20 protein-coding genes are annotated in these 18,440 nt (G+C 64.1%); 8 read left to right on the top strand and 12 right to left on the bottom strand.

Annotated elements, in window-relative coordinates:
* The first annotated feature begins 153 nt into the window (after positions 1–153).
* A complete protein-coding gene (truA, locus tag E0501_RS01295) occupies positions 154–927 on the top strand; it encodes a tRNA pseudouridine(38-40) synthase TruA (protein WP_137699540.1) in 774 nt (257 codons plus the stop codon).
* A gap of 281 nt (positions 928–1,208) precedes the next feature.
* Here the strand turns inward: truA and E0501_RS01290 are convergent, their stop codons facing one another.
* Entirely contained in the window at positions 1,209–1,709 is a 501-nt protein-coding gene (locus tag E0501_RS01290; RefSeq protein WP_137699539.1) for an Lrp/AsnC family transcriptional regulator, read from the bottom strand.
* Between the two features lie 199 nt (positions 1,710–1,908).
* Between E0501_RS01290 and trxB the strand changes: the two genes are divergently transcribed.
* Both trxB and E0501_RS01280 read left to right on the top strand, forming a co-directional pair.
* Positions 1,909–2,853: a thioredoxin-disulfide reductase gene (gene trxB / locus E0501_RS01285; protein ID WP_137699538.1), complete on the top strand. Its 945-nt coding sequence runs from the start codon at positions 1,909–1,911 to the stop codon at positions 2,851–2,853.
* 202 nt (positions 2,854–3,055) lie between these two features.
* Positions 3,056–5,128, top strand: a complete 2,073-nt coding sequence (locus tag E0501_RS01280) for a bifunctional sulfate adenylyltransferase/adenylylsulfate kinase (protein ID WP_137700807.1) — start codon at positions 3,056–3,058, stop codon at positions 5,126–5,128.
* 57 nt (positions 5,129–5,185) lie between these two features.
* On the opposite strand, the gene E0501_RS01275 is transcribed toward E0501_RS01280, so the two are convergent.
* Positions 5,186–6,154 (bottom strand): threonine dehydratase, encoded by a 969-nt coding sequence (locus E0501_RS01275; RefSeq protein WP_137699537.1) that lies wholly within the window; start codon positions 6,152–6,154, stop codon positions 5,186–5,188.
* 96 nt (positions 6,155–6,250) lie between these two features.
* Between E0501_RS01275 and E0501_RS01270 the strand changes: the two genes are divergently transcribed.
* A complete protein-coding gene (locus tag E0501_RS01270; protein ID WP_137699536.1) occupies positions 6,251–6,892 on the top strand; it encodes a hypothetical protein in 642 nt (213 codons plus the stop codon).
* Here the strand turns inward: E0501_RS01270 and E0501_RS01265 are convergent.
* Together E0501_RS01265 and E0501_RS01260 are read right to left on the bottom strand one after the other, a co-directional pair.
* Positions 6,889–7,116: a DUF1150 family protein gene (locus tag E0501_RS01265; protein WP_137699535.1), complete on the bottom strand. Its 228-nt coding sequence runs from the start codon at positions 7,114–7,116 to the stop codon at positions 6,889–6,891. The genes E0501_RS01270 and E0501_RS01265 overlap by 4 nt on opposite strands.
* 3 nt (positions 7,117–7,119) lie before the next feature.
* Positions 7,120–7,533 carry an Hsp20 family protein gene (locus tag E0501_RS01260; protein ID WP_137699534.1) on the bottom strand — a complete coding sequence of 138 codons (414 nt, stop codon included), beginning with the start codon at positions 7,531–7,533 and terminating at the stop codon, positions 7,120–7,122.
* 161 nt (positions 7,534–7,694) lie between these two features.
* Here E0501_RS01260 and E0501_RS01255 point away from each other — a divergent pair, with 161 nt between their 5' ends.
* From E0501_RS01255 to E0501_RS01240, 4 genes are read left to right on the top strand one after another with little or no spacing between them, the layout of a single operon-like run.
* Complete coding sequence (locus E0501_RS01255; RefSeq protein ID WP_137699533.1) at positions 7,695–7,919, top strand: YdcH family protein; 225 nt, start codon at positions 7,695–7,697, stop codon at positions 7,917–7,919.
* 49 nt (positions 7,920–7,968) lie between these two features.
* Entirely contained in the window at positions 7,969–8,457 is a 489-nt protein-coding gene (gene purE, locus E0501_RS01250; protein WP_137699532.1) for a 5-(carboxyamino)imidazole ribonucleotide mutase, read from the top strand.
* Positions 8,450–9,520, top strand: a complete 1,071-nt coding sequence (locus E0501_RS01245; protein ID WP_137699531.1) for a 5-(carboxyamino)imidazole ribonucleotide synthase — start codon at positions 8,450–8,452, stop codon at positions 9,518–9,520. Before purE ends, E0501_RS01245 begins: the two co-directional genes overlap by 8 nt.
* Positions 9,521–9,562: 42 nt before the next feature.
* A complete protein-coding gene (locus E0501_RS01240) occupies positions 9,563–10,612 on the top strand; it encodes a TauD/TfdA family dioxygenase (RefSeq protein ID WP_205123436.1) in 1,050 nt (349 codons plus the stop codon).
* A gap of 92 nt (positions 10,613–10,704) precedes the next feature.
* On the opposite strand, the gene E0501_RS01235 is transcribed toward E0501_RS01240, so the two are convergent.
* The 8 genes from E0501_RS01235 to crcB all read right to left on the bottom strand — a co-directional run bounded on the left by E0501_RS01235 (position 10,705) and on the right by crcB (position 18,405).
* Positions 10,705–11,496, bottom strand: a complete 792-nt coding sequence (locus E0501_RS01235) for an amino acid ABC transporter ATP-binding protein (RefSeq protein ID WP_137699530.1) — start codon at positions 11,494–11,496, stop codon at positions 10,705–10,707.
* A 12-nt stretch (positions 11,497–11,508) separates the two neighbouring features.
* Positions 11,509–12,852: an amino acid ABC transporter permease gene (locus tag E0501_RS01230; RefSeq protein WP_137699529.1), complete on the bottom strand. Its 1,344-nt coding sequence runs from the start codon at positions 12,850–12,852 to the stop codon at positions 11,509–11,511.
* 1 nt (position 12,853) lies between these two features.
* The gene (locus tag E0501_RS01225) at positions 12,854–14,242 is read right to left on the bottom strand and encodes an amino acid ABC transporter permease (protein ID WP_137699528.1); all 1,389 of its coding nucleotides are present in this window, start codon (positions 14,240–14,242) and stop codon (positions 12,854–12,856) included.
* A gap of 122 nt (positions 14,243–14,364) precedes the next feature.
* Entirely contained in the window at positions 14,365–15,384 is a 1,020-nt protein-coding gene (locus E0501_RS01220; RefSeq protein ID WP_137699527.1) for an amino acid ABC transporter substrate-binding protein, read from the bottom strand.
* A gap of 207 nt (positions 15,385–15,591) precedes the next feature.
* The gene (locus E0501_RS01215; protein WP_137699526.1) at positions 15,592–16,308 is read right to left on the bottom strand and encodes an ATP12 family chaperone protein; all 717 of its coding nucleotides are present in this window, start codon (positions 16,306–16,308) and stop codon (positions 15,592–15,594) included.
* Complete coding sequence (locus tag E0501_RS01210) at positions 16,305–16,988, bottom strand: HAD-IA family hydrolase (RefSeq protein ID WP_137699525.1); 684 nt, start codon at positions 16,986–16,988, stop codon at positions 16,305–16,307. The genes E0501_RS01215 and E0501_RS01210 overlap by 4 nt, the downstream gene beginning before the upstream one ends.
* Positions 16,985–18,028: an RluA family pseudouridine synthase gene (locus E0501_RS01205; RefSeq protein WP_137699524.1), complete on the bottom strand. Its 1,044-nt coding sequence runs from the start codon at positions 18,026–18,028 to the stop codon at positions 16,985–16,987. Before E0501_RS01205 ends, E0501_RS01210 begins: the two co-directional genes overlap by 4 nt.
* Positions 18,025–18,405 carry a fluoride efflux transporter CrcB gene (crcB, locus tag E0501_RS01200; RefSeq protein ID WP_137699523.1) on the bottom strand — a complete coding sequence of 127 codons (381 nt, stop codon included), beginning with the start codon at positions 18,403–18,405 and terminating at the stop codon, positions 18,025–18,027. The genes E0501_RS01205 and crcB overlap by 4 nt, the downstream gene beginning before the upstream one ends.
* Positions 18,406–18,440 lie beyond the last annotated feature (35 nt).

The following is an 18,440-nucleotide window of genomic DNA, read 5'->3' as shown; positions in this document are numbered from 1 at the left end:
CCGGGCGCCCCCTTTCGCCTGCCTCTAGGTGAAAGATAGCCCTCGCCCGGCCCACATGCTAGGGGGGGAGCTTTGCGCCGCGCTTCCCCCCACTCTTGCCCGCACTCTTGCCCCCACTCTTGCCGGTGACCTGCCGCGCGGCTATGGGAAGGCATGCCCAGATACGCGCTCATGGTGGAATATCACGGCGGCCCCTTCGCGGGCTGGCAACGGCAGGCTGACCGGCCTTCGGTCCAGGGGGCGATCGAAGCGGCCCTGGCCCGGCTCGAGCCGCGCGACCATACCATCGCCGCGGCCGGGCGCACCGATGCCGGCGTGCATGCGCTGGCGCAGGTCGCGCATTGCGACCTGGACAGGGACTGGGACCCGTTCCGCCTGGCCGAGGCACTGAATTATCACCTCAAGCCCCAGCCGGTGGCGATCCTGGCGGCGGCACGGGTGGCGGATGACTGGCATGCGCGCTTCTCGGCAAGCGAGCGGCGCTATCTTTTCCGCCTGCTGGTGCGCCGCGCCCCGGCCACGCATGACAGGGGACTGGTCTGGCAGGTCAAGCAACCGCTCGACCTGGCGGCGATGCAGGCGGGTGCGGTCCACCTGGTGGGACGGCATGATTTCACCACTTTCCGCTCGACCATGTGCCAGGCCGACAGCCCGGTGAAAACCCTCGACGAGATCACCATCGAGGAATATCCCCGCACGGTGGGAACCGAGTTTGTTTTCCGGCTGCGCGCGCGCTCGTTCCTGCACAACCAAGTCCGTTCGATCGTCGGCACGCTGGAGCGCGTCGGCGCCGGGTCCTGGGCGCCGGACACGGTGAAATCGGCACTTGCCGCCCGCGACCGCGCCACCTGCGGCCCGGTCTGCCCGCCGGACGGGCTCTACCTGTCCGGGGTTGGTTATCCTGATGATCCCTTCGGCACGGGTTGAAAGGAAAAATGCGGGGGCCAGCCCCCGCACCCCCGAGGTATTTCCGGTCAGATGAAGTAACGGATCATTAACCCTGCTGTGGCAGCGTCAGACCTGCGGTACAGGCTGAGGAGCCGATGACCGCGTCAGGTGAAGGCCCCTCGTTCCGTGCGGGGGGCCGGATCTGGCGCAGATCCCCTGCTTCATCTGACCGGAAATACCTTGGGGGTTTGGGGGTAAAACCCCCAAGGCCTGCGTGGCCTGAACGCAATCAACCCTGCGCGCGCCAGCGCACAGGTGGGTCAGGCCGAGCGGGACAGGCGGTTTTCGAGCACATCGAAGGGAACGCCGGGCTCGTCCTTGGCGCAGCGGATGACGAGCGAGGTCTTGACGCTGGCCACGTTCTCGGCGGCTGTCAGTTCCTCGGTCAGGAAGCTTTGGAATGTCGACAGGTCGGGGGCCACGCATTTGAGGATGAAATCCACCTCACCGTTCAGCATGTGGCACTCACGCACGAGCGGCCAGTCACGGCAGCGCTGTTCGAATTTCGAAAGATCCGCCTCGGCCTGGCTCTGCAGTCCGACCATGGCAAAGACCTGCACTTCGAAGCCCAGTTCGCGCGGGTTCACATCGGCGTGGTAGCCGCGAATGAAGCCCTGCTCTTCGAGCGTGCGCACACGGCGCAGGCACGGCGGCGCCGAGATGCCGACGCGCTTGGCAAGTTCGACATTGGTCATGCGCCCATCGGCCTGAAGTTCGGCGAGAATCTTGCGGTCGATCGGATCGAGTCGGGAACCGGGCATCTGTCGGGCTTTCCTGCTGATGTTTGCGGATGTTATAGCACCCCGCGCAGCGCGCGCAATAATGTTTCGCATGACCGCAAGATCATTAGGCATTCATTCCGCAAAACGACAAAGCCGCACCGGGGCTTTCCTGCCGGCCCGTGCAAGGCTATATCGCGTGGGAAGAAATCGAAACCATCACTGCATGGCGGGGGAAAGCATGGCAGAGACACGTCACACCAAGGTTCTGATTATCGGTTCGGGTCCGGCGGGCTATACCGCGGGCGTCTATGCCAGCCGAGCCATGCTGGAGCCGATCCTGGTGCAGGGGATCGAACCGGGCGGGCAACTGACCACCACCACCGAGGTGGAGAACTGGCCGGGCGACACCGAAGTGCAGGGCCCCGAACTGATGGTGCGGATGGAAGAGCATGCCCGCGCCATGGGCACCGAGATCATCTCGGATATCATCAACGATCTGGACCTGTCCAAGCGGCCCTTCACTGCCAAGGGCGACAGCGGCACCACCTATACCTGCGACGCGGTGATCCTGGCCACCGGCGCGCGGGCCAAGTGGCTGGGCCTGCCGAGCGAGGACAAGTTCAAGGGCTTCGGTGTCAGCGCCTGCGCCACCTGCGACGGGTTCTTCTATCGCGGGCAGGAGATCATCGTGGTCGGTGGCGGTAACACCGCCGTCGAAGAGGCGCTGTTCCTGACCAACTTCGCCAGCAAGGTCACGCTGGTGCACCGCCGTGACGAGTTGCGCGCCGAGAAGATCCTGATCGACCGGCTGATGAAGAACGAAAAAATCGTGCCGGTCTGGGATCACGTACTGGAAGAGGTCGTGGGCGAAGATAACCCGCTGGGCGTGACCGGCGTGAAGGTAAAGCATGTGAAGACCGGCGAGATTACCGAGATCCCGGCCAAGGGCGTCTTCGTCGCCATTGGCCACGCGCCGGCCAATGAATTGGTCAAGGACGTGCTGGAAACCCATATGGGTGGCTATGTGGTGACCAAACCCGATTCGACCGAGACCAGCATTCCGGGCGTTTTCGCGGCCGGCGACCTGACCGATCACAAGTATCGCCAGGCGGTGACCAGCGCCGGCATGGGCTGCATGGCCGCGCTGGAGGCCGAACGCTTCCTCGCCGAGCACGAAGACTAAGCCCCAGGGGCTGCGCGCCCCGGGCGGGCTTTGCGATGCATCAAGGGCGTCCGCCACCGAGGCGGGCGCCCTTCGCGTTTCCGGCGTTGCATTTCCGGCACATCATTGAAAATCGAGGCGCCCGGTAACAAAAAACTTTGCCGCGGGTGCGAAATATGCAATGCGTTCATCCGTGAACACACTTTATCCGCATGCGGTGACAATGCCCGATGTGAAGCCGAACCTGCCGGAGGAAGATCAGCTCTTCCGTCTCCTGCGCCAGCTCGACCTGGCGCCGGATGCGTCGCAGCGCGCGACGGCGGCGGCGCTGGGCATTTCGCTGGGCCGGCTCAATGCGTGGCTGCGCGCGGCAACCGAAGCAGGGTTCATCAAGGTCAGCGAACGCGCGGGCCCTGACAAACGCCAGCGGTTCGCCTATGCGCTGACATCGCGAGGCGCTGCGGAAAAAGTGCGGCTCACCGACCGGTTTCTTGCCCGCAAGTTCGCCGAATACGACGCGCTGCATGCCGAACTGACCGGCACGACCAGCGGCTTTGTTCCCTTAAAACACAGGAACAGACTAGTGCAGAACAACCTTGCCCCCATCCCCGAACTCTACGTTTCCTACGACAGCGCCCAGAAGCTGAAGGTCGAGGCTGCTGACCTGGTCAGCCATGATCTGACCCCGCGCCAGATCTGCGACCTAGAGCTCTTGATGAATGGCGGCTTCTACCCGCTCAAGGGCTTCCTTTCGCAAGCAGACTATGACGGCGTCGTCGAGTCCATGCGCCTGGCCGATGGCACGCTCTGGCCGATGCCGATCACGCTGGATGTGAGCGAGGAATTCGCCGACAGCATCGAATTGGGCCAAGACATCGCCCTGCGCGATCAGGAAGGCGTGATCCTGGCCACCATGACGGTGACCGACCGCTGGGCGCCGGACAAGGCGCGCGAGGCCGAGAAGGTGTTCGGCGCCGATGACGATGCGCATCCGGCGGTCAACTACCTGCACAACACCGCCGGCAAGATCTATCTCGGCGGGCCGGTGACCGGCATCCAGCAACCGGTGCACTACGATTTCCGCGGCAGCCGGGACACGCCCAATGAACTGCGTGCCTATTTCCGCAAGCTGGGCTGGCGCAAGGTTGTCGCCTTCCAGACCCGCAACCCGCTGCACCGCGCCCACCAGGAGCTGACCTTCCGCGCCGCGCGCGAGGCACAGGCCAACCTGCTGATCCACCCGGTCGTGGGCATGACCAAGCCGGGCGATGTCGATCACTTCACCCGCGTGCGCTGCTACGAGGCGGTGCTGGACAAGTACCCGGCCTCGACCACCACGATGAGCCTTCTGAACCTGGCGATGCGCATGGCCGGCCCGCGCGAGGCGGTCTGGCACGGCCTTATCCGCAAGAACCACGGCTGCACCCATTTCATCGTCGGCCGCGACCATGCCGGACCGGGCAAGAACAGCGCGGGCGAGGATTTCTATGGCCCCTATGACGCCCAGGACCTGTTCCGCGAACACCAGGACGAGATCGGCATCGAAATGGTCGATTTCAAACACATGGTCTATGTGCAGGAACGCGCCCAATACGAGGCGATGGACGAGATCAAGGACAAGGACGATGTCACGATCCTGAACATCAGCGGCACCGAACTGCGCCGCCGGTTGCAGGAAGGCCTGGAAATTCCCGACTGGTTCTCGTTCCCCGAGGTGGTCAGCGAATTGCGCCGCACCCGGCCGCCACGCAGCCAGCAGGGTTTCACCGTGTTCTTCACCGGCTTCTCGGGCTCGGGGAAATCGACCATCGCCAACGCGCTGATGGTGAAACTGATGGAAATGGGTGGGCGCCCTGTGACGCTTCTGGATGGCGATATCGTGCGCAAGAACCTCAGCTCGGAACTGGGCTTCTCGAAAGAGCACCGTGACCTGAACATTCGCCGCATCGGGTATGTCGCCAGCGAGATCACCAAGAATGGCGGCATCGCCATCTGCGCACCGATTGCGCCCTATGCCGCCACCCGCCGCGCCGTGCGCGAAGAGATCGAGCAATACGGCGCGTTTGTCGAAGTGCATGTCGCGACCTCGATCGAGGAATGCGAGCGCCGTGATCGCAAGGGCCTCTACAAGCTGGCGCGGGAAGGCAAAATCAAGGAGTTCACCGGGATTTCCGACCCCTATGACGTGCCCGAGAACCCCGAGCTGAGCGTGGAAACCGAGAACGTGGACGTCGACAACTGCGCCCACCAGGTGATCCTCAAGCTCGAATCCATGGGCCTGATCGCCGCGCAGTAAGGCGACCGCGACAACGAATTGAGCCCCCGGCGCCGATTGGCGCCGGGGGCTCTCCTGTCAAACCACCGGGGTGCGATCCGCGAGGATCTCGCTGTAGAGCGGCCGGTCGATATTACCGCCGGACAGCACCACGCCCACCTTGCGGCCCTTCAGCCGGTCCTTTTCCTTCAATGCCAGGGCCAGTGCCGCGGCCCCCGCGCCCTCGGCCAGGTTGTGGGTGGCCGCGTAGTAGAGCCGGATCGCCGCGGCGATCTCGTCATCGCTGACGCTGTCGATGTGATGGGCTTTATCGGAATAGATATCAAAGGCCGCCTGAACCGGCACGCGCACCGCCATGCCATCGGCGAAAGTGTCGGCGCTGTTCGTCTCGACCAGGTGGCCGGCCTCGACCGAAAGCTTCGCGCCCGCCGCGCGATCCGAGACGACGCCGACGATTTCACACTGAAGACCCAGCGCATCGCGCGCGGCAATCGTGCCACAAAGGCCCGAGCCACAGCCGATGGGCACGTAGACCACGTCGAGATCGGGGTGGGCGGAGAAAAGCTCATACCCATAGGTCGCCACGCCGCGCACCAGTTCGGCGTGGAAGGGCGGCACGGGGTAGAGCGGCTCGGTCGCCGCCACGCGCATCGCCTCTTCGCGGGCCTCGTCGAAATCGGCGCCGTGCTCGATCAGCTCGGCGCCGAAGGCGCGCATGGCGGCGTTCTTTTCCACCGAATTGCCATGCGGCACGAAGATTTTCGCCCGCAGCCCCATCGCCACCGCGGCCCGTGCCTGGCTCTGGCCATGGTTGCCGCGCGTCGCGGTCACCACGCCCTCCATTTCGGGGTGGGTGCGTTTCAGCCAGTCGATGAAGGTGATGCCGCCGCGCACCTTGAAGGCACCGGTGGGGGCGTGGTTTTCATGTTTGACGATCACCTGCGTGCCCAGCGCCTGCGCGAGAAGCGGCCAGTCATGCGCCGGCGTGGGCGCCATATGGCGGGTGACAAGCGCATGCGCCTCCTGCAGGTCTGTTTCTGTGAACATCGGCCCTCCGCTGCGTTTTGCTCAGAGTGGCAGCGGCGCACGCCGGGGTAAAGCCCGGGTCTACGCATTTGCGCCGGCACGATATATCACCGGGGCATGACCGTGATTTCGCTCACCTCGATCCCGCCGCGGTTTTCCGGGCTGGGCCCGGTGCTGGAAAGCCTGCTGGCGCAAGGCGCCGAACGGGTCGTGCTGGCGCTGCCACGGGCCTATGCGCGGTTTCCCGGGCCGGTCTCTCCCCCGCCCGTGCCGGGAGGTGTCGAAATCTTGTGGTGCGATGATCAAGGCCCGGCGACGAAACTTCTGGCGGCGCAGGCGGCGTGTCCCGGCGCGGACATCGTCTACTGTGACGATGATTGCGTTTATGGGCCTGGATGGCTGGCCGCACTCGGGGCCGGGGCCGCGCCGGGCGTGGCGGCGGCGGGCGCGGTGTTCGATGTGGCGCGTCTGAAACGGCGGGGCGGGTTGGTGGCGCAGGGCTTTGCCGGGGTTCTGATACCGGCCGGCCTGCGCTTCGCGCCGCCGCCCGCGGCCTGCCGCGCGGCCGATGACCTGTGGCTTTCGGCGCAGATGGCGCTGGCCGGGCTCAAAATCCGGCCCTGCCCCGAGGCCCGCGCGAAGGTCACCCCGTTCGCCGCCCCTGCCCCGCTTCAGGACGAAAACCGCGCGGATCATTACGCCCGCGCGGCTGAACATATTCAGATGGAAACCGGGCTGTGGCCCGAAATGCCGGGTTAGTGGACGGTTACCGGCGCCAAGTCATTCTGGCGGGCCAGCACGAAGGCCAGCGCGCGATCGCGCACCAGCGCGAGTTGCTCGCCGTCCGAGCTGTGCACGGCATAGAGGCTTTCCAGCCCGCCGGCCTGTTCGCGCACCTCTTCGGGCAGGTCCTTCACCGCGACCTTGCGCACATAAACGATGCGGTTTTCATCGTTTGCGTCGAAATCGAATTTCGTGTTCATGGCTTACCCCCTTTTGATCTTGATGGTCTGAACGACGGTTTCCGGCTGGGCGCGGTAAAGATCGACATGCAGCAGACCGTTTTCCATGATGGCCTCGCCCACCTCGACCCCATCGGCCAGGACGAAACTGCGCTGGAACTGGCGCGCGGCGATACCGCGATGCAGGAAGATGCGCCCTTCGCCGTCGTCGCTCTGACGACCACGGATCACCAGTTGATGATCCTCGACCGTGATCGACAGCTCGCTTTCGGAAAACCCGGCCACGGCCAGCGTGATACGATAGGAGTTTTCCGAGGTCTGCTCGATATTGAAGGGCGGATACCCTTCGTTTCCGGATTTCGCGTTGCGTTCGAGCAGGCGCTCGAGCTGTTCGAACCCCAGAAGATACGGGTGCGACCCAAGGGTAAGTTTTGTCATCGACACGGTCCTTCACTCTTAAGCGACAGTGCTTGTTTCCGGGTCCCGTTCCAGCAACCCGCAGGCCAAATATGGGCACTGGGCCAGGGGCCTGCAAGGGCTTTGCTGAACACAGTCTTTTCAGTATCTTGGACGTCACAGCCTGCAAGGAATCACCGCCTGTGAATGCACCTTCCGATATCTCGATGAAAACCGACGAGGTTCTGCGCGTGGAGCTCGAGGTGTTCCGCCGCGAGCACCGCGATCTCGATGAGGCGATCCGCGCGCTTGAGGAGAAGGGCACCGCCGATCAGCTGACCATCAAGCGGCTGAAAAAGCAGAAATTGCGTCTCAAGGACAAGATCGCCCTGATCGAGGACCGGCTGACCCCGGACATCATTGCCTGAGCGGCGTTTTTGCCTATAGTGCGCCCTTCCTTGAACTTGGGGACAGATCATGAGCGACATCAAGGTCGGCATAATCATGGGCAGCCAGTCGGACTGGCCGACGATGAAGGAAGCCGCGGATATTCTGGATCAGCTGGGCGTGGCCTACGAGGCGAAAATCGTTTCGGCCCACCGCACGCCGGACCGGCTGTGGGACTATGGCAAATCGGCGGTTGACCGCGGTTTGCACGTGATCATCGCAGGCGCCGGGGGTGCCGCGCACCTGCCGGGCATGATGGCCAGCAAGACGCGCGTGCCGGTGATCGGTGTGCCGGTGCAGACGAAGGCGCTTTCGGGTGTCGACAGCCTCTATTCCATCGTGCAGATGCCCAAGGGCTATCCGGTGGCGACGATGGCCATCGGTGCCGCGGGGGCAGCCAATGCCGGGCTGATGGCTGCCGGCATCCTGGCCATCGGTGACGCGGACCTGGCGGGCCGGCTCGACAAGTGGCGCGCGGAGCTGTCAGCCTCGATCCCCGAGGAGCCCCGCGATGAGTAAGCCCCTGCCTCCCGGATCGGTCATCGGCATGCTGGGCGGCGGTCAGCTGGGCCGGATGCTGTCGGTCGCGGCCAGCCGGCTGGGCTACAAGACCGCCGTGTTCGAACCGGGCGGCGATTGCCCGGCCAGCCATGTGGCGAATTTCCACATCCAGGCGGACTATGACGACGAAGACGCGCTGAAACGCTTTGCCGACAGCGTCGATGTCATCACCTACGAATTCGAGAATATCCCGACCTCGGCGCTGGATGTGCTGGAACACGCCAAACCCATCCGCCCCGGGCGCGAGGCGCTGCGCGTCAGCCAGGACCGGATCATCGAGAAGGATTTCCTGACCGGGCTGGGGCTGAAAACCGCGCCCTACGCGGCGGTGAACTCGCTTGATGACCTGACGGCGGCGATCGAACAGATCGGCACGCCGGCGATCCTGAAGACCTGCCGCTTCGGCTATGACGGCAAGGGCCAGGTCCGGCTGTCATCGGCGGACGACGCCGCTTCGGCCTGGGCCGACATGCAGGGCGCACCGTCGGTTCTGGAAGGGTTCGTCGACTTCAGCCACGAGGTATCGGTTATCGCCGCACGCGGGATCGACGGGTCGGTGGCCTGTTTCGATCCGGGCGAGAACGTGCACCGCGAAGGCATCCTGCGCACCACAACGGTGCCCGCCCGCCTCACGGCGGCGCAGCGCTCGGACGCGGTGCTGCTCGCCGCGCAGATCCTGAACGCGCTGGATTATGTGGGCGTGATGGGGGTCGAGCTTTTCGTGACGCCGCAGGGCCTGCTCGTCAACGAAATCGCGCCGCGGGTGCACAATTCCGGCCACTGGACGCAGCAAGGCTGCGCCATCGACCAGTTCGAACAGCACATCCGCGCCATCACCGGCTGGCCGCTGGGCGATGGATCGCGCTATGCCGACGTGGTGATGGAAAACCTGATCGGCGATGACATGGACCGCGTGCCGGCCCTGGCCGGGGAGCGCAACGTGTCGATCCATCTTTACGGCAAGGCGGATGTGAAACCCGGCCGCAAGATGGGCCATGTGAACCGCGTGATCTTGCCATAAGCCGCGCCCCGGCGTTTATTTGCGACGGGGAGGAACGTGAAAATGGTGACGATGCCCGAGAGCCCGATCACCGGGCCGAGTGCCTGGCTGGGGCCTGACATGGACGCGCGGCGCGACGCGTGGCAGGTGACTTTTTCCCGGGACACCATTGCCGAGCTTGAAGAGGCCGCGCGCCACTACCTCTCGCTGGGCCGCGACGTCGGCGAAATTACCGCCCGCGATTTCCCCCTGCCCCGGTTTTCGGACCATCTGAAAGCCATGGCCCACCGGCTGCTGCATGGTTGCGGCTTTGAGGTTCTGTCCGGCTGGCCGGTCGAAAAACACGATCAGCTGACCAACGCGGCCGTGTTCTGCGGCATCGGTGCGCATCTGGGCACTGCGCGTTCACAGAATGCCGCCGGCCACATCCTGGGCCATGTGCGCGACATCGGCATGGATGCCAATGACCCCAAGGCGCGCATCTATCAGACCAGCGCGCGGCAAAGCTTTCACACCGACAGCGCGGATGTGGTCGCCCTGCTCTGCCTGCAAGATGCCAAAGAGGGTGGCGACTCGCTCCTGGTGAGCGCGGTTTCGGTGTTCAACAGGATGCTGGAGGAGGCTCCCGACCTGGCCCGGGCGCTGTTTGAACCCATCGCCACCGACCGGCGCGGCGAGGTGCCCGCGGGCATGCAGGAGTGGATGACGATCCCGGTCCTGAGCTGGTTCGACGGGTTCCTGACCGTGTTCTACCAGCGCCAGTATATCGAAAGCGCCCAGCGCTTTGACGGCGCGCCCAAGATGGACGCACGCCAGCGGGCGGCCCTGGACCTGTTCGACAAGCTTTGCGACGATCCGGAAATGCACCTCAGAATGCGGCTGCGCCCGGGCGACATGCAGTTCGTCTACAATCACTCGCAACTGCATGACCGGACCGGGTTCACCGACTGGCCCGACCCGAAAAAGCGGCGGCACCTGTTCCGCCTCTGGCTCTCGATGCCCGGCGACCGGCCTCTGCCCGAGGTTTTCAGGGAACGCTATGGCAGTATCGAAATCGGCAATCGCGGCGGGATCATCACCTCGGAAACCAGACTTCACGCGCCGATTGACTGAGGCCCGGTGATACCGGCGATTTCACCGAAATGGCGGACAAAACTAAAAAGGGCGGGGTCATGCCCCGCCCAGTGAAATCCGTTCAGCCCGTGTCAGTGCCCCAGGATCTGGCTGAGGAACAGCTTGGTCCGGTCGCTTTGCGGGTTGTTGAAGAACTCTTCGGGTTCGTTCTGTTCCACGATCTGGCCCTGGTCCATGAAGATCACCCGGTTGGCGACCTGGCGGGCAAAGCCCATCTCGTGTGTCACACACAGCATGGTCATGCCTTCCTCGGCCAGCTCGATCATGGTGTCGAGCACCTCCTTGATCATCTCCGGATCAAGCGCCGAGGTGGGTTCGTCGAAAAGCATGATCCGCGGCATCATGCACAACGACCGGGCGATGGCCACGCGCTGCTGCTGCCCGCCCGAAAGTTGGCCGGGGTATTTGTCGGCCTGTTCGGGGATTTTCACCTTTTCAAGGAAATGCATCGCGGTTTCTTCCGCTTCCTTGCGCGGAATTTTCCGCACCCAGATCGGTGCCAGCGTGCAGTTTTCCAGGATCGTCAGATGCGGGAACAGGTTAAAGTGCTGGAACACCATGCCGACCTCGGAGCGGATCTTGTCGATGTTCTTGAGGTCCGAGCTGAGCACCGTGCCATCCACCACGATCTGGCCCTGCTGGTGTTCTTCCAGCGCGTTGATACAGCGGATCAGCGTGGACTTGCCCGAGCCCGACGGCCCGGCGATCACGATGCGTTCGCCGCGCTGAACGGTCAGGTTGATGTCCCGCAGCACGTGGAAGGCCCCGTACCACTTGTTCATGTTGGTGATTTCGATGGCGACCTCGTCGCTCACCTGCATCTTGGAACGGTCGATTTCACGTTCGATGGCGAGTTCTGACATAATGGGCCCTCCTTAGCGATGGCCAGTATGGAGCTTGCGCTCGAGATACATGGAATAACGGGACATGGCGAAGCAGAAGACAAAGAACATCAGCGCGATGAAGCCATAGATTTCCCAAACGATGCCGTTCCACGCCGCGTCGGCGCGGATCGAGTTCGACAGGCCCAGCGGATCCAGGAGGCCGATGATGGAGACCAGCGTGGTATCCTTGAACAGCCCGATGAAGGTGCTGACGATACCGGGGATCGAGATCTTCAGCGCCTGCGGCATGATAATGAGCCGCTGCGCCTGCCAGTAATTCAGCCCGAGGCTGTCGGCGCCTTCGTACTGGCCCTTGGGCAGCGCGGCCAGACCGCCACGGATCACTTCGGCCATGTAGGCCGAGGCAAACAGCGTCGCCATGATGATCACCCGCAGGATGATGTCGAAATTCGTGCCCGGCGGCATAAAGATGTTCAGAAGCGTCGAGGCCACGAACAAGAGCGTGATCAGAGGCACGCCGCGGATAAATTCGATAAAGCCTACACAGAGCGCCTTGACGATCAGCAGGTCCGATTGCCGCCCCAGCGCCAGCACGATGCCCAGCGGCAGCGAACAGGCAATGGCGACGACCCCGATGGTGATCGACAGCATAAAGCCCCCAAAATTGCGGCTTTCCACCGCTTCGATCCCGATTGGCAGCAGGGCGTTGAGACCACCGACGGCATTGGGATCATCGGGGTTCGGCACCCCGTTGACCACGTAGCCCGACAGGAACATCCACCAGACCACGGCGGCGACCACGGCCGCGATGATCCCGGCCAGGCTGCCAGCCGAGGCATCGACCGCCTTGTAGACGAACCAGCCGATGACGAAACCGGCGATCACCGCCAGCGGCGCCCAGATGGTGCCGCCCCACAGAAGCCAGGGGAACAGGAACGGAAAGACCGCCGAGAACCACAGAAGCTTGGGGGTGACCTTATCCGAGAAGAGCACCGGCGCCAGCGCCACACCCAGCAGGATGAAGGCCAGGATCGGACGCCAGTAGAGCTCGGACGGGTAGAAGCCGAAGAGGAGCTGGATCCAGCGATCACGGATCACGCCCCAGCAGGCCCCGGCATAGTGGCCTTCGCGGCCCACTTCCGCCAGGATGTCGCGGCATTCGCCCAGTGAGGTCGCGCTCCAGGTGGGCGAGATCGCCCAGGTCAGCAGGGTCGAGAGCACGTAGTAGATCACCGTGAGCGAGACCACGGTCAGGATCGAGTTGAACCAGCCCGAGAACAGGTTTTCACGTGCCCACCCGATGGCCCCGACCGTCGAGGCGGGTGGCTCTTTCTCGGGCAGCATTTCGGTGCGGACAAAGGACAGATCGCTCATCTTACCGCTCCACCAGTTTCACACGGTTGTTGTACCAGTTCATCACCGCCGAGATGCTGAGGCTGATCGTCAGGTAAATGAGCATGCCCAGAAGAACCGTCTCGAGCTCGCGGCCCGTCTGGTTCAGGGTAATGCCCATCAGCGTACCGGTGATGTCCATATATCCCACCGCGATCGCCAGAGAGCTGTTCTTGGTGAGGTTGAGGTAGTTCGAGATCAGCGGCGGAATGATCACCCGCAGCGCCTGCGGCAGGATCACGAGAGACATGATCCGGTTCGAACGCAGACCCAGCGCCGCCGCGGCTTCGGTCTGGCCGTGGCTGATGGCCATGATCCCGGCGCGCACGATTTCCGCGATGAAGGCGGCCGTGTAAAGCGACAGCGCCAGCCAGAGCGCAATCAGCGAGTTGCGCATATGCGTCCCGCCACGGAAGTTGAAGCCCCTGAGCTCGGGATAGGCGAGATAGGCGCCCAGTGCGTAAAGCACGATCAACAGGGGCACGACCACAACGCCAAGGCGCAGATACCAGGTAGTCGGCCGCTCGCCGGTGGCCTCCTGAATGCGGTCGGCGCGCAGCTTGATCCGGTGCGCGGAATAGAACCCTGCAATCAGCACGAAAAGCACCGCCATCAGGTCCAGGCTGATCTGGAACGTGCCGCAGCCCGGCCCCGGCTCACCAGCCATGGCGCCTTCGGTGGCATAGTAGCTTGCGCAGGCGGGATTGTCGGCGCTGGCCCCGATGGGCAGATCGCCCAGGCCCACGCGCCAGCCCGTGGGCGCATCGAGGTACTCACCCTTTTCATCCCTGGCATCGACGCCAAAGAGCAGTTCGGGCACGTAGACCCCGCGATTGGTAACAGCGACGGAATCGAACACCTTCATGGTGGCTTCGGGATTGTCGCCTCGGAAAGCCCGTGGCGCCGGAAGGCTCTCGATCAGGATCGCCATGACGAACACGATCCACAGCAGCACCGGCACGTTGCGGAACATTTCCACGTAGACTGTCATCAGCCGCGCCACCAGCCAGTTTTTCGACAGGCGCAACACCCCGATGATCACGCCCAGCACGGTGGCGGTGATACAGCCCAGGAAGGCCACCAGAAGTGTGTTGAGCAACCCGACAAAGGCCGCCCGCAAATGCGTGTCCTGGTTGTTATAGTCGATCAGGCGCTGGTTGATGTCATAGCCCGCAGGCTCTCCCAGGAAGCGGAACGAGGGCTCCTTGCCCAGGTCCGCCAGGTTCTGCGCGGTGTTCGAGATCAGCCAGCCGATCAGGATCAGGAACCCGATCATCGCGATGACCTGAATGGTCATCGAGCGATACCGGGTATCGTAAATCAGCTGAGACAGCCGAAACGCCTGTTTCGGCGGGTCGGTGAGTGTGGTCATGGAAGACGTCCCTGTCTGTCTTCTCGGACCCGGTCTCCGGCAGGGTTTGCCCTGCTCGCAACGGACCCGTTCTTATATTTGGAAAAGGGCGCGGGATGTCCCGCGCCCTTGCCATCGTCCGATTAACGGAACGGCGGCGAGTAGATCAGGCCGCCTTCGGTCCACTGCGCGTTCAGGCCGCGCGACAGGCCGATCGGGGTGTTTTCGCCGATGTTCTTCTCGAAGATCTCGCCGTAGTTGCCACCCGACGACAGAGCAGCGACCGCCCAGTCAGCCGAGAGGCCCAGCATTTCGCCCAGGTTGCCCTCGGTGCCGAGCAGACGGTTGATTTCCGGGTTGTTGCCGGCTGCCGACGCCATTTCTTTGACGTTGGCCGAGGTGATGCCCAGCTCTTCAGCGGTGATCAGCGCGTTCAGCGTCCAGCGCACCACGTCGCCCCATTCGTCGTCGCCATGACGCACGAGCGGGCCGAGCGGCTCTTTCGAGATGATTTCCGGCAGAACGACGTGATCGGCCGGGTTCTCGAAGGTTGCGCGGGTCGCGGCGAGGCCCGATGCGTCGGTGGTGTAGACGTCACAGGCGCCGGCCAGGTACTGCTGCTGCGCTTCGGCGTTGGTTTCGATCGGAACCGGCTCGTAGCTGATGTTGTTCGAGCGGAAGAAATCCGCCAGGTTCAGCTCGGTCGTAGTGCCGGTCTGGATGCAGACGGTCGAGCCGTCGAGTTCCTTGGCCGAGCTCACGCCCAACTCTTTCGGGACCATGAAGCCCTGGCCGTCATAGTAGTTCACGCCGACAAAGGTGAACTTGAGGTCCACGTCGCGCGAGAAGGTCCAGGTGGTGTTCCGGGCCAGCATGTCAACCTCGCCCGAGGCGAGCGCGGTGAAGCGGGTCTTGCCGGTGGTCGGCACGAATTCCACGGCAGCCGGATCGCCCAGCACGGCCGCAGCGACGGCGCGGCAAACCGACACGTCGAAGCCGTTCCATTCACCATTCGCATCGGGTGCAGCAAAGCCGACCAGACCGGTGGACACACCACAGTTCAGCTTGCCACGTGCCTTCACATCGTCGAGCGTGCCTGCGGCGGCTGCGCCAGCGGCCAGGCCTGCAACGGTGAGAGCACCAAGAAATACGGTTTTTTTCATGTTTACCTCTTCCTGATTGTCCGCCCTTTCACGGACGGTTGGCCCGGCCTTTTCTGGGCCGGGGTCGATATCCGAGAAGGTGCACCCTTCTCAATGGCGAGGAGTTTGGTCGGAATTGGCGCGGAAGGTCAAGGGACCAATGCGCAAATCATCGCGATCTCTCGTGCGGGTTCCGCATGGTCAACCGTTTGATGTTTCAGGGGGCATTCAGCCGCCTTTGCGGGCAGCCTGGAAAAAACGGTGGGCATGCAGGAACGCGGCCTTTTTCACCTCGGCGGCCTCGGTGGCCTCGTCATCGCGTCCCCATTGTTCTTCCTGCCAGGTCTCGTCGATGCGCGACAACGCCCAGAGTGTTTCGGGCGGATGCAGGCCCTGCGTCGCCGCCAGTGCCAACACGAACGAGCCGCTGAGCGAGACCAGATCATGGAAACCGGTCAGCTCGAATGCGCTCATCTGCTGTGTTATCTCGCGGATTTTCACCATGCTTTCAGCAGGTTGAGGCGCATGCATGACCCCCGAAACCGGGCTCAGCGCAATCCCGAACGCCTTGCGCAGCCATTCCAACAACGGGTCCCAGCCCTCGGCCTGGCGCACCACCAGCGCCTCGGGGCCTTCCGCGCGGTAACACAGCAGATCGCTGTCGCCATAGGCGGCCAGCATCTCGGCCACTTCGTCGAACTGGGTGCGCACCTTGTCGATCGCCGCATTGGCCGAACGGGTGAAGGGCATGCTGACCGGGGCGATCTCGCCCTCCTGGGCCGCCCATTCGGCGGCCACTTCGCGCGCCAGCGCCTCGGTCGGCAACACAAGCGGCACTTTGGCCGGCGTGCGCACAGGGCGGCCATCGAGCAAAACCGCGAACCCGTCATCTTCGGGCGCGGTGGTGACCTCTTTCCAGAAGCGTTTGGATTTCCATTCACTCATGAACGATTCTCCGGGTTGCGGGGGACAAGCCACTCGATCGTGCCGGGCAGCGCTGCGAAGTCTTCGACGATGGCATCGGCGCCCAGCCGGTCGGCCGGGTGATAGCCCCAGTTCACGCCGATGGCGCGCATCCGCGCGGCGCGGGCCATATCGATATCATAGGTGGTGTCGCCGATCATCACCGCGTCCCCCGCGCTCGTACCGGCCTCGGCCAGCGCCGCGTGCAGCATCGCGGGATGCGGCTTGGACGGGTGGAAATCGGCCACCTGCCGGGTGACGAAAAACGCCTCCAGCCCATGCGCCTCGATCAATGCATCAAGGCCGCGTTTAGACTTTCCCGTGGCCACCCCCATCAGCAGGAACGGGTCCTGCGCCAGCATCTCAAGCATTTCGCGCGCGCCGGGGTAAAGCGGCGACGCCCCGTTTTCCTGCCGCTGCCGGAAATAGGCCTGCTTGTAGCCCTCGACCAGCGCCGCGTGTTTTCCGGCGCTCAGCTCTGGTGCCAGTCGCGCCATTGCCTGATCCAGTGACAGTCCGACAATCGACAGGATCTCGCCGCGCGACGGCGCCTCCAGGTCCTCGCCGGCAAAGGCCGCGCCCATGGCGGCGACGATCTCGGCCAGGCTGTCGGCCAGCGTGCCGTCGACATCGAAAACCACGAGACGCAGACGCTCACTCATCCCAGCGCCTCGAACGGGTCCTCGGCGGCCAGGTCGGGCGTCCAGCCGAAGGTTTCGAACGTATGCGCCATGTGCTCGGGAAGCGGTGCGGTGATCGTCACCAGCTTGCCGGTGACCGGGTGTTCGAACCGCATCATCCGCGCATGCAGGTGCAGCTTGTTCGAGATGACCCCGCCCAGCTTCGCGCCCCAGCCATCGCCCAGGTTCTCCTGGCTCGAGCCGCCATACTTGCCATCGCCCACGATCGGGTGGCCGATCTCGGCCATATGCGCGCGCAGCTGGTGCGTGCGGCCGGTAATCGGTTCCATTGCCACCCAGCTGGCGCGCTCGGCCACGCGGAAAAGCGTGGCATAGAGCGTGACCGCACGCTTGGCGCCCGGGGTGCGCTCGACCTCGCGGGGGTGGATGCACAGCATCTTTTCGCCCTGCCCCTTGCCACCGCCCGGGGCCTTCACGAGGCCATACTTGATCTCACCCAGGTAGGGGCGCGGCACACCGGCGACGACGGCCCAGTAGATCTTGCGCGTTTCGCGGTGGCGGATCGCGGCGGTCAGCGCCTGCGCCACCGCCCGGGTGCGCGCCAGGAGCAGAACGCCCGAAGTATCCTTGTCGAGCCGGTGCACGAGGCGCGGCTTTTCATCCAGTCCGAATTTCAACGCCTCGGCCAGCCCGTCCACGTGGCGCGTCTGCTTGCTGCCGCCCTGTGTCGGCAGGCCCGGCGGCTTGTTCAGCGCGATGATGTGGTCATCCTTCCAGATCACCGCGGCACGGATCATCTCGGCATCGGCCTTGGAAACCTGCGGCGCCACGGGCTTGGGCGCCGGCCCGTCCGGGTCCGGCAGCGGCGGGACGCGCACGCTTTGGCCCTCTTCCACGCGCGTTGCCGGTTTCACCCGTCCGCCATCCACGCGCAATTCGCCCTTGCGGCACATCTTCTCGATCCGGCCCTGCGGCACATGCGGAAACTGGCGGCGGAACCACCGGTCAAGCCGCTGGCCGCCTTCGCCCGCCGCGACGGTCAGGGTTTGCACGCCGCTCACTGGTAGAACCCCCGGGTGAACCAGAGCGCCAGGATGATGGCCCCCAGCGACAATAGCACCGAAGCCGCGACATAGAATCCGGCCAGTGCGTGATTGCCGCGTTCCCACAGCGTCAGCGCATCCAGCGAAAAGGCCGAAAACGTGGTGAACCCGCCCAGGAGGCCGGTCATCAGGAAGGGCGCGATCTTCATGCCGCCATCCTTGTGTGCCAGCACCACCACCAGCACCCCCATCAGGAACGAACCCGCGATATTCACCGCCAGCGTCCCCCAGGGAAAGCCCGGCCCCATCAGCCGCATCGCCCCCACCGAGGTGAGGTAGCGCGCCGATGCGCCGATCGCGCCGCCAAGGGCTACTTGAAGAAGGGTCGAAAACATGGGCGGTCTGTCTCAGGGGGGGCGGCGTTTGTCAA

The organism is Marimonas lutisalis (assembly GCF_005434965.1).
Taxonomy (GTDB): Bacteria; Pseudomonadota; Alphaproteobacteria; order Rhodobacterales; family Rhodobacteraceae; genus Marimonas_A; species Marimonas_A lutisalis.
This window is presented reverse-complemented; position numbering and strand designations above follow the sequence as displayed.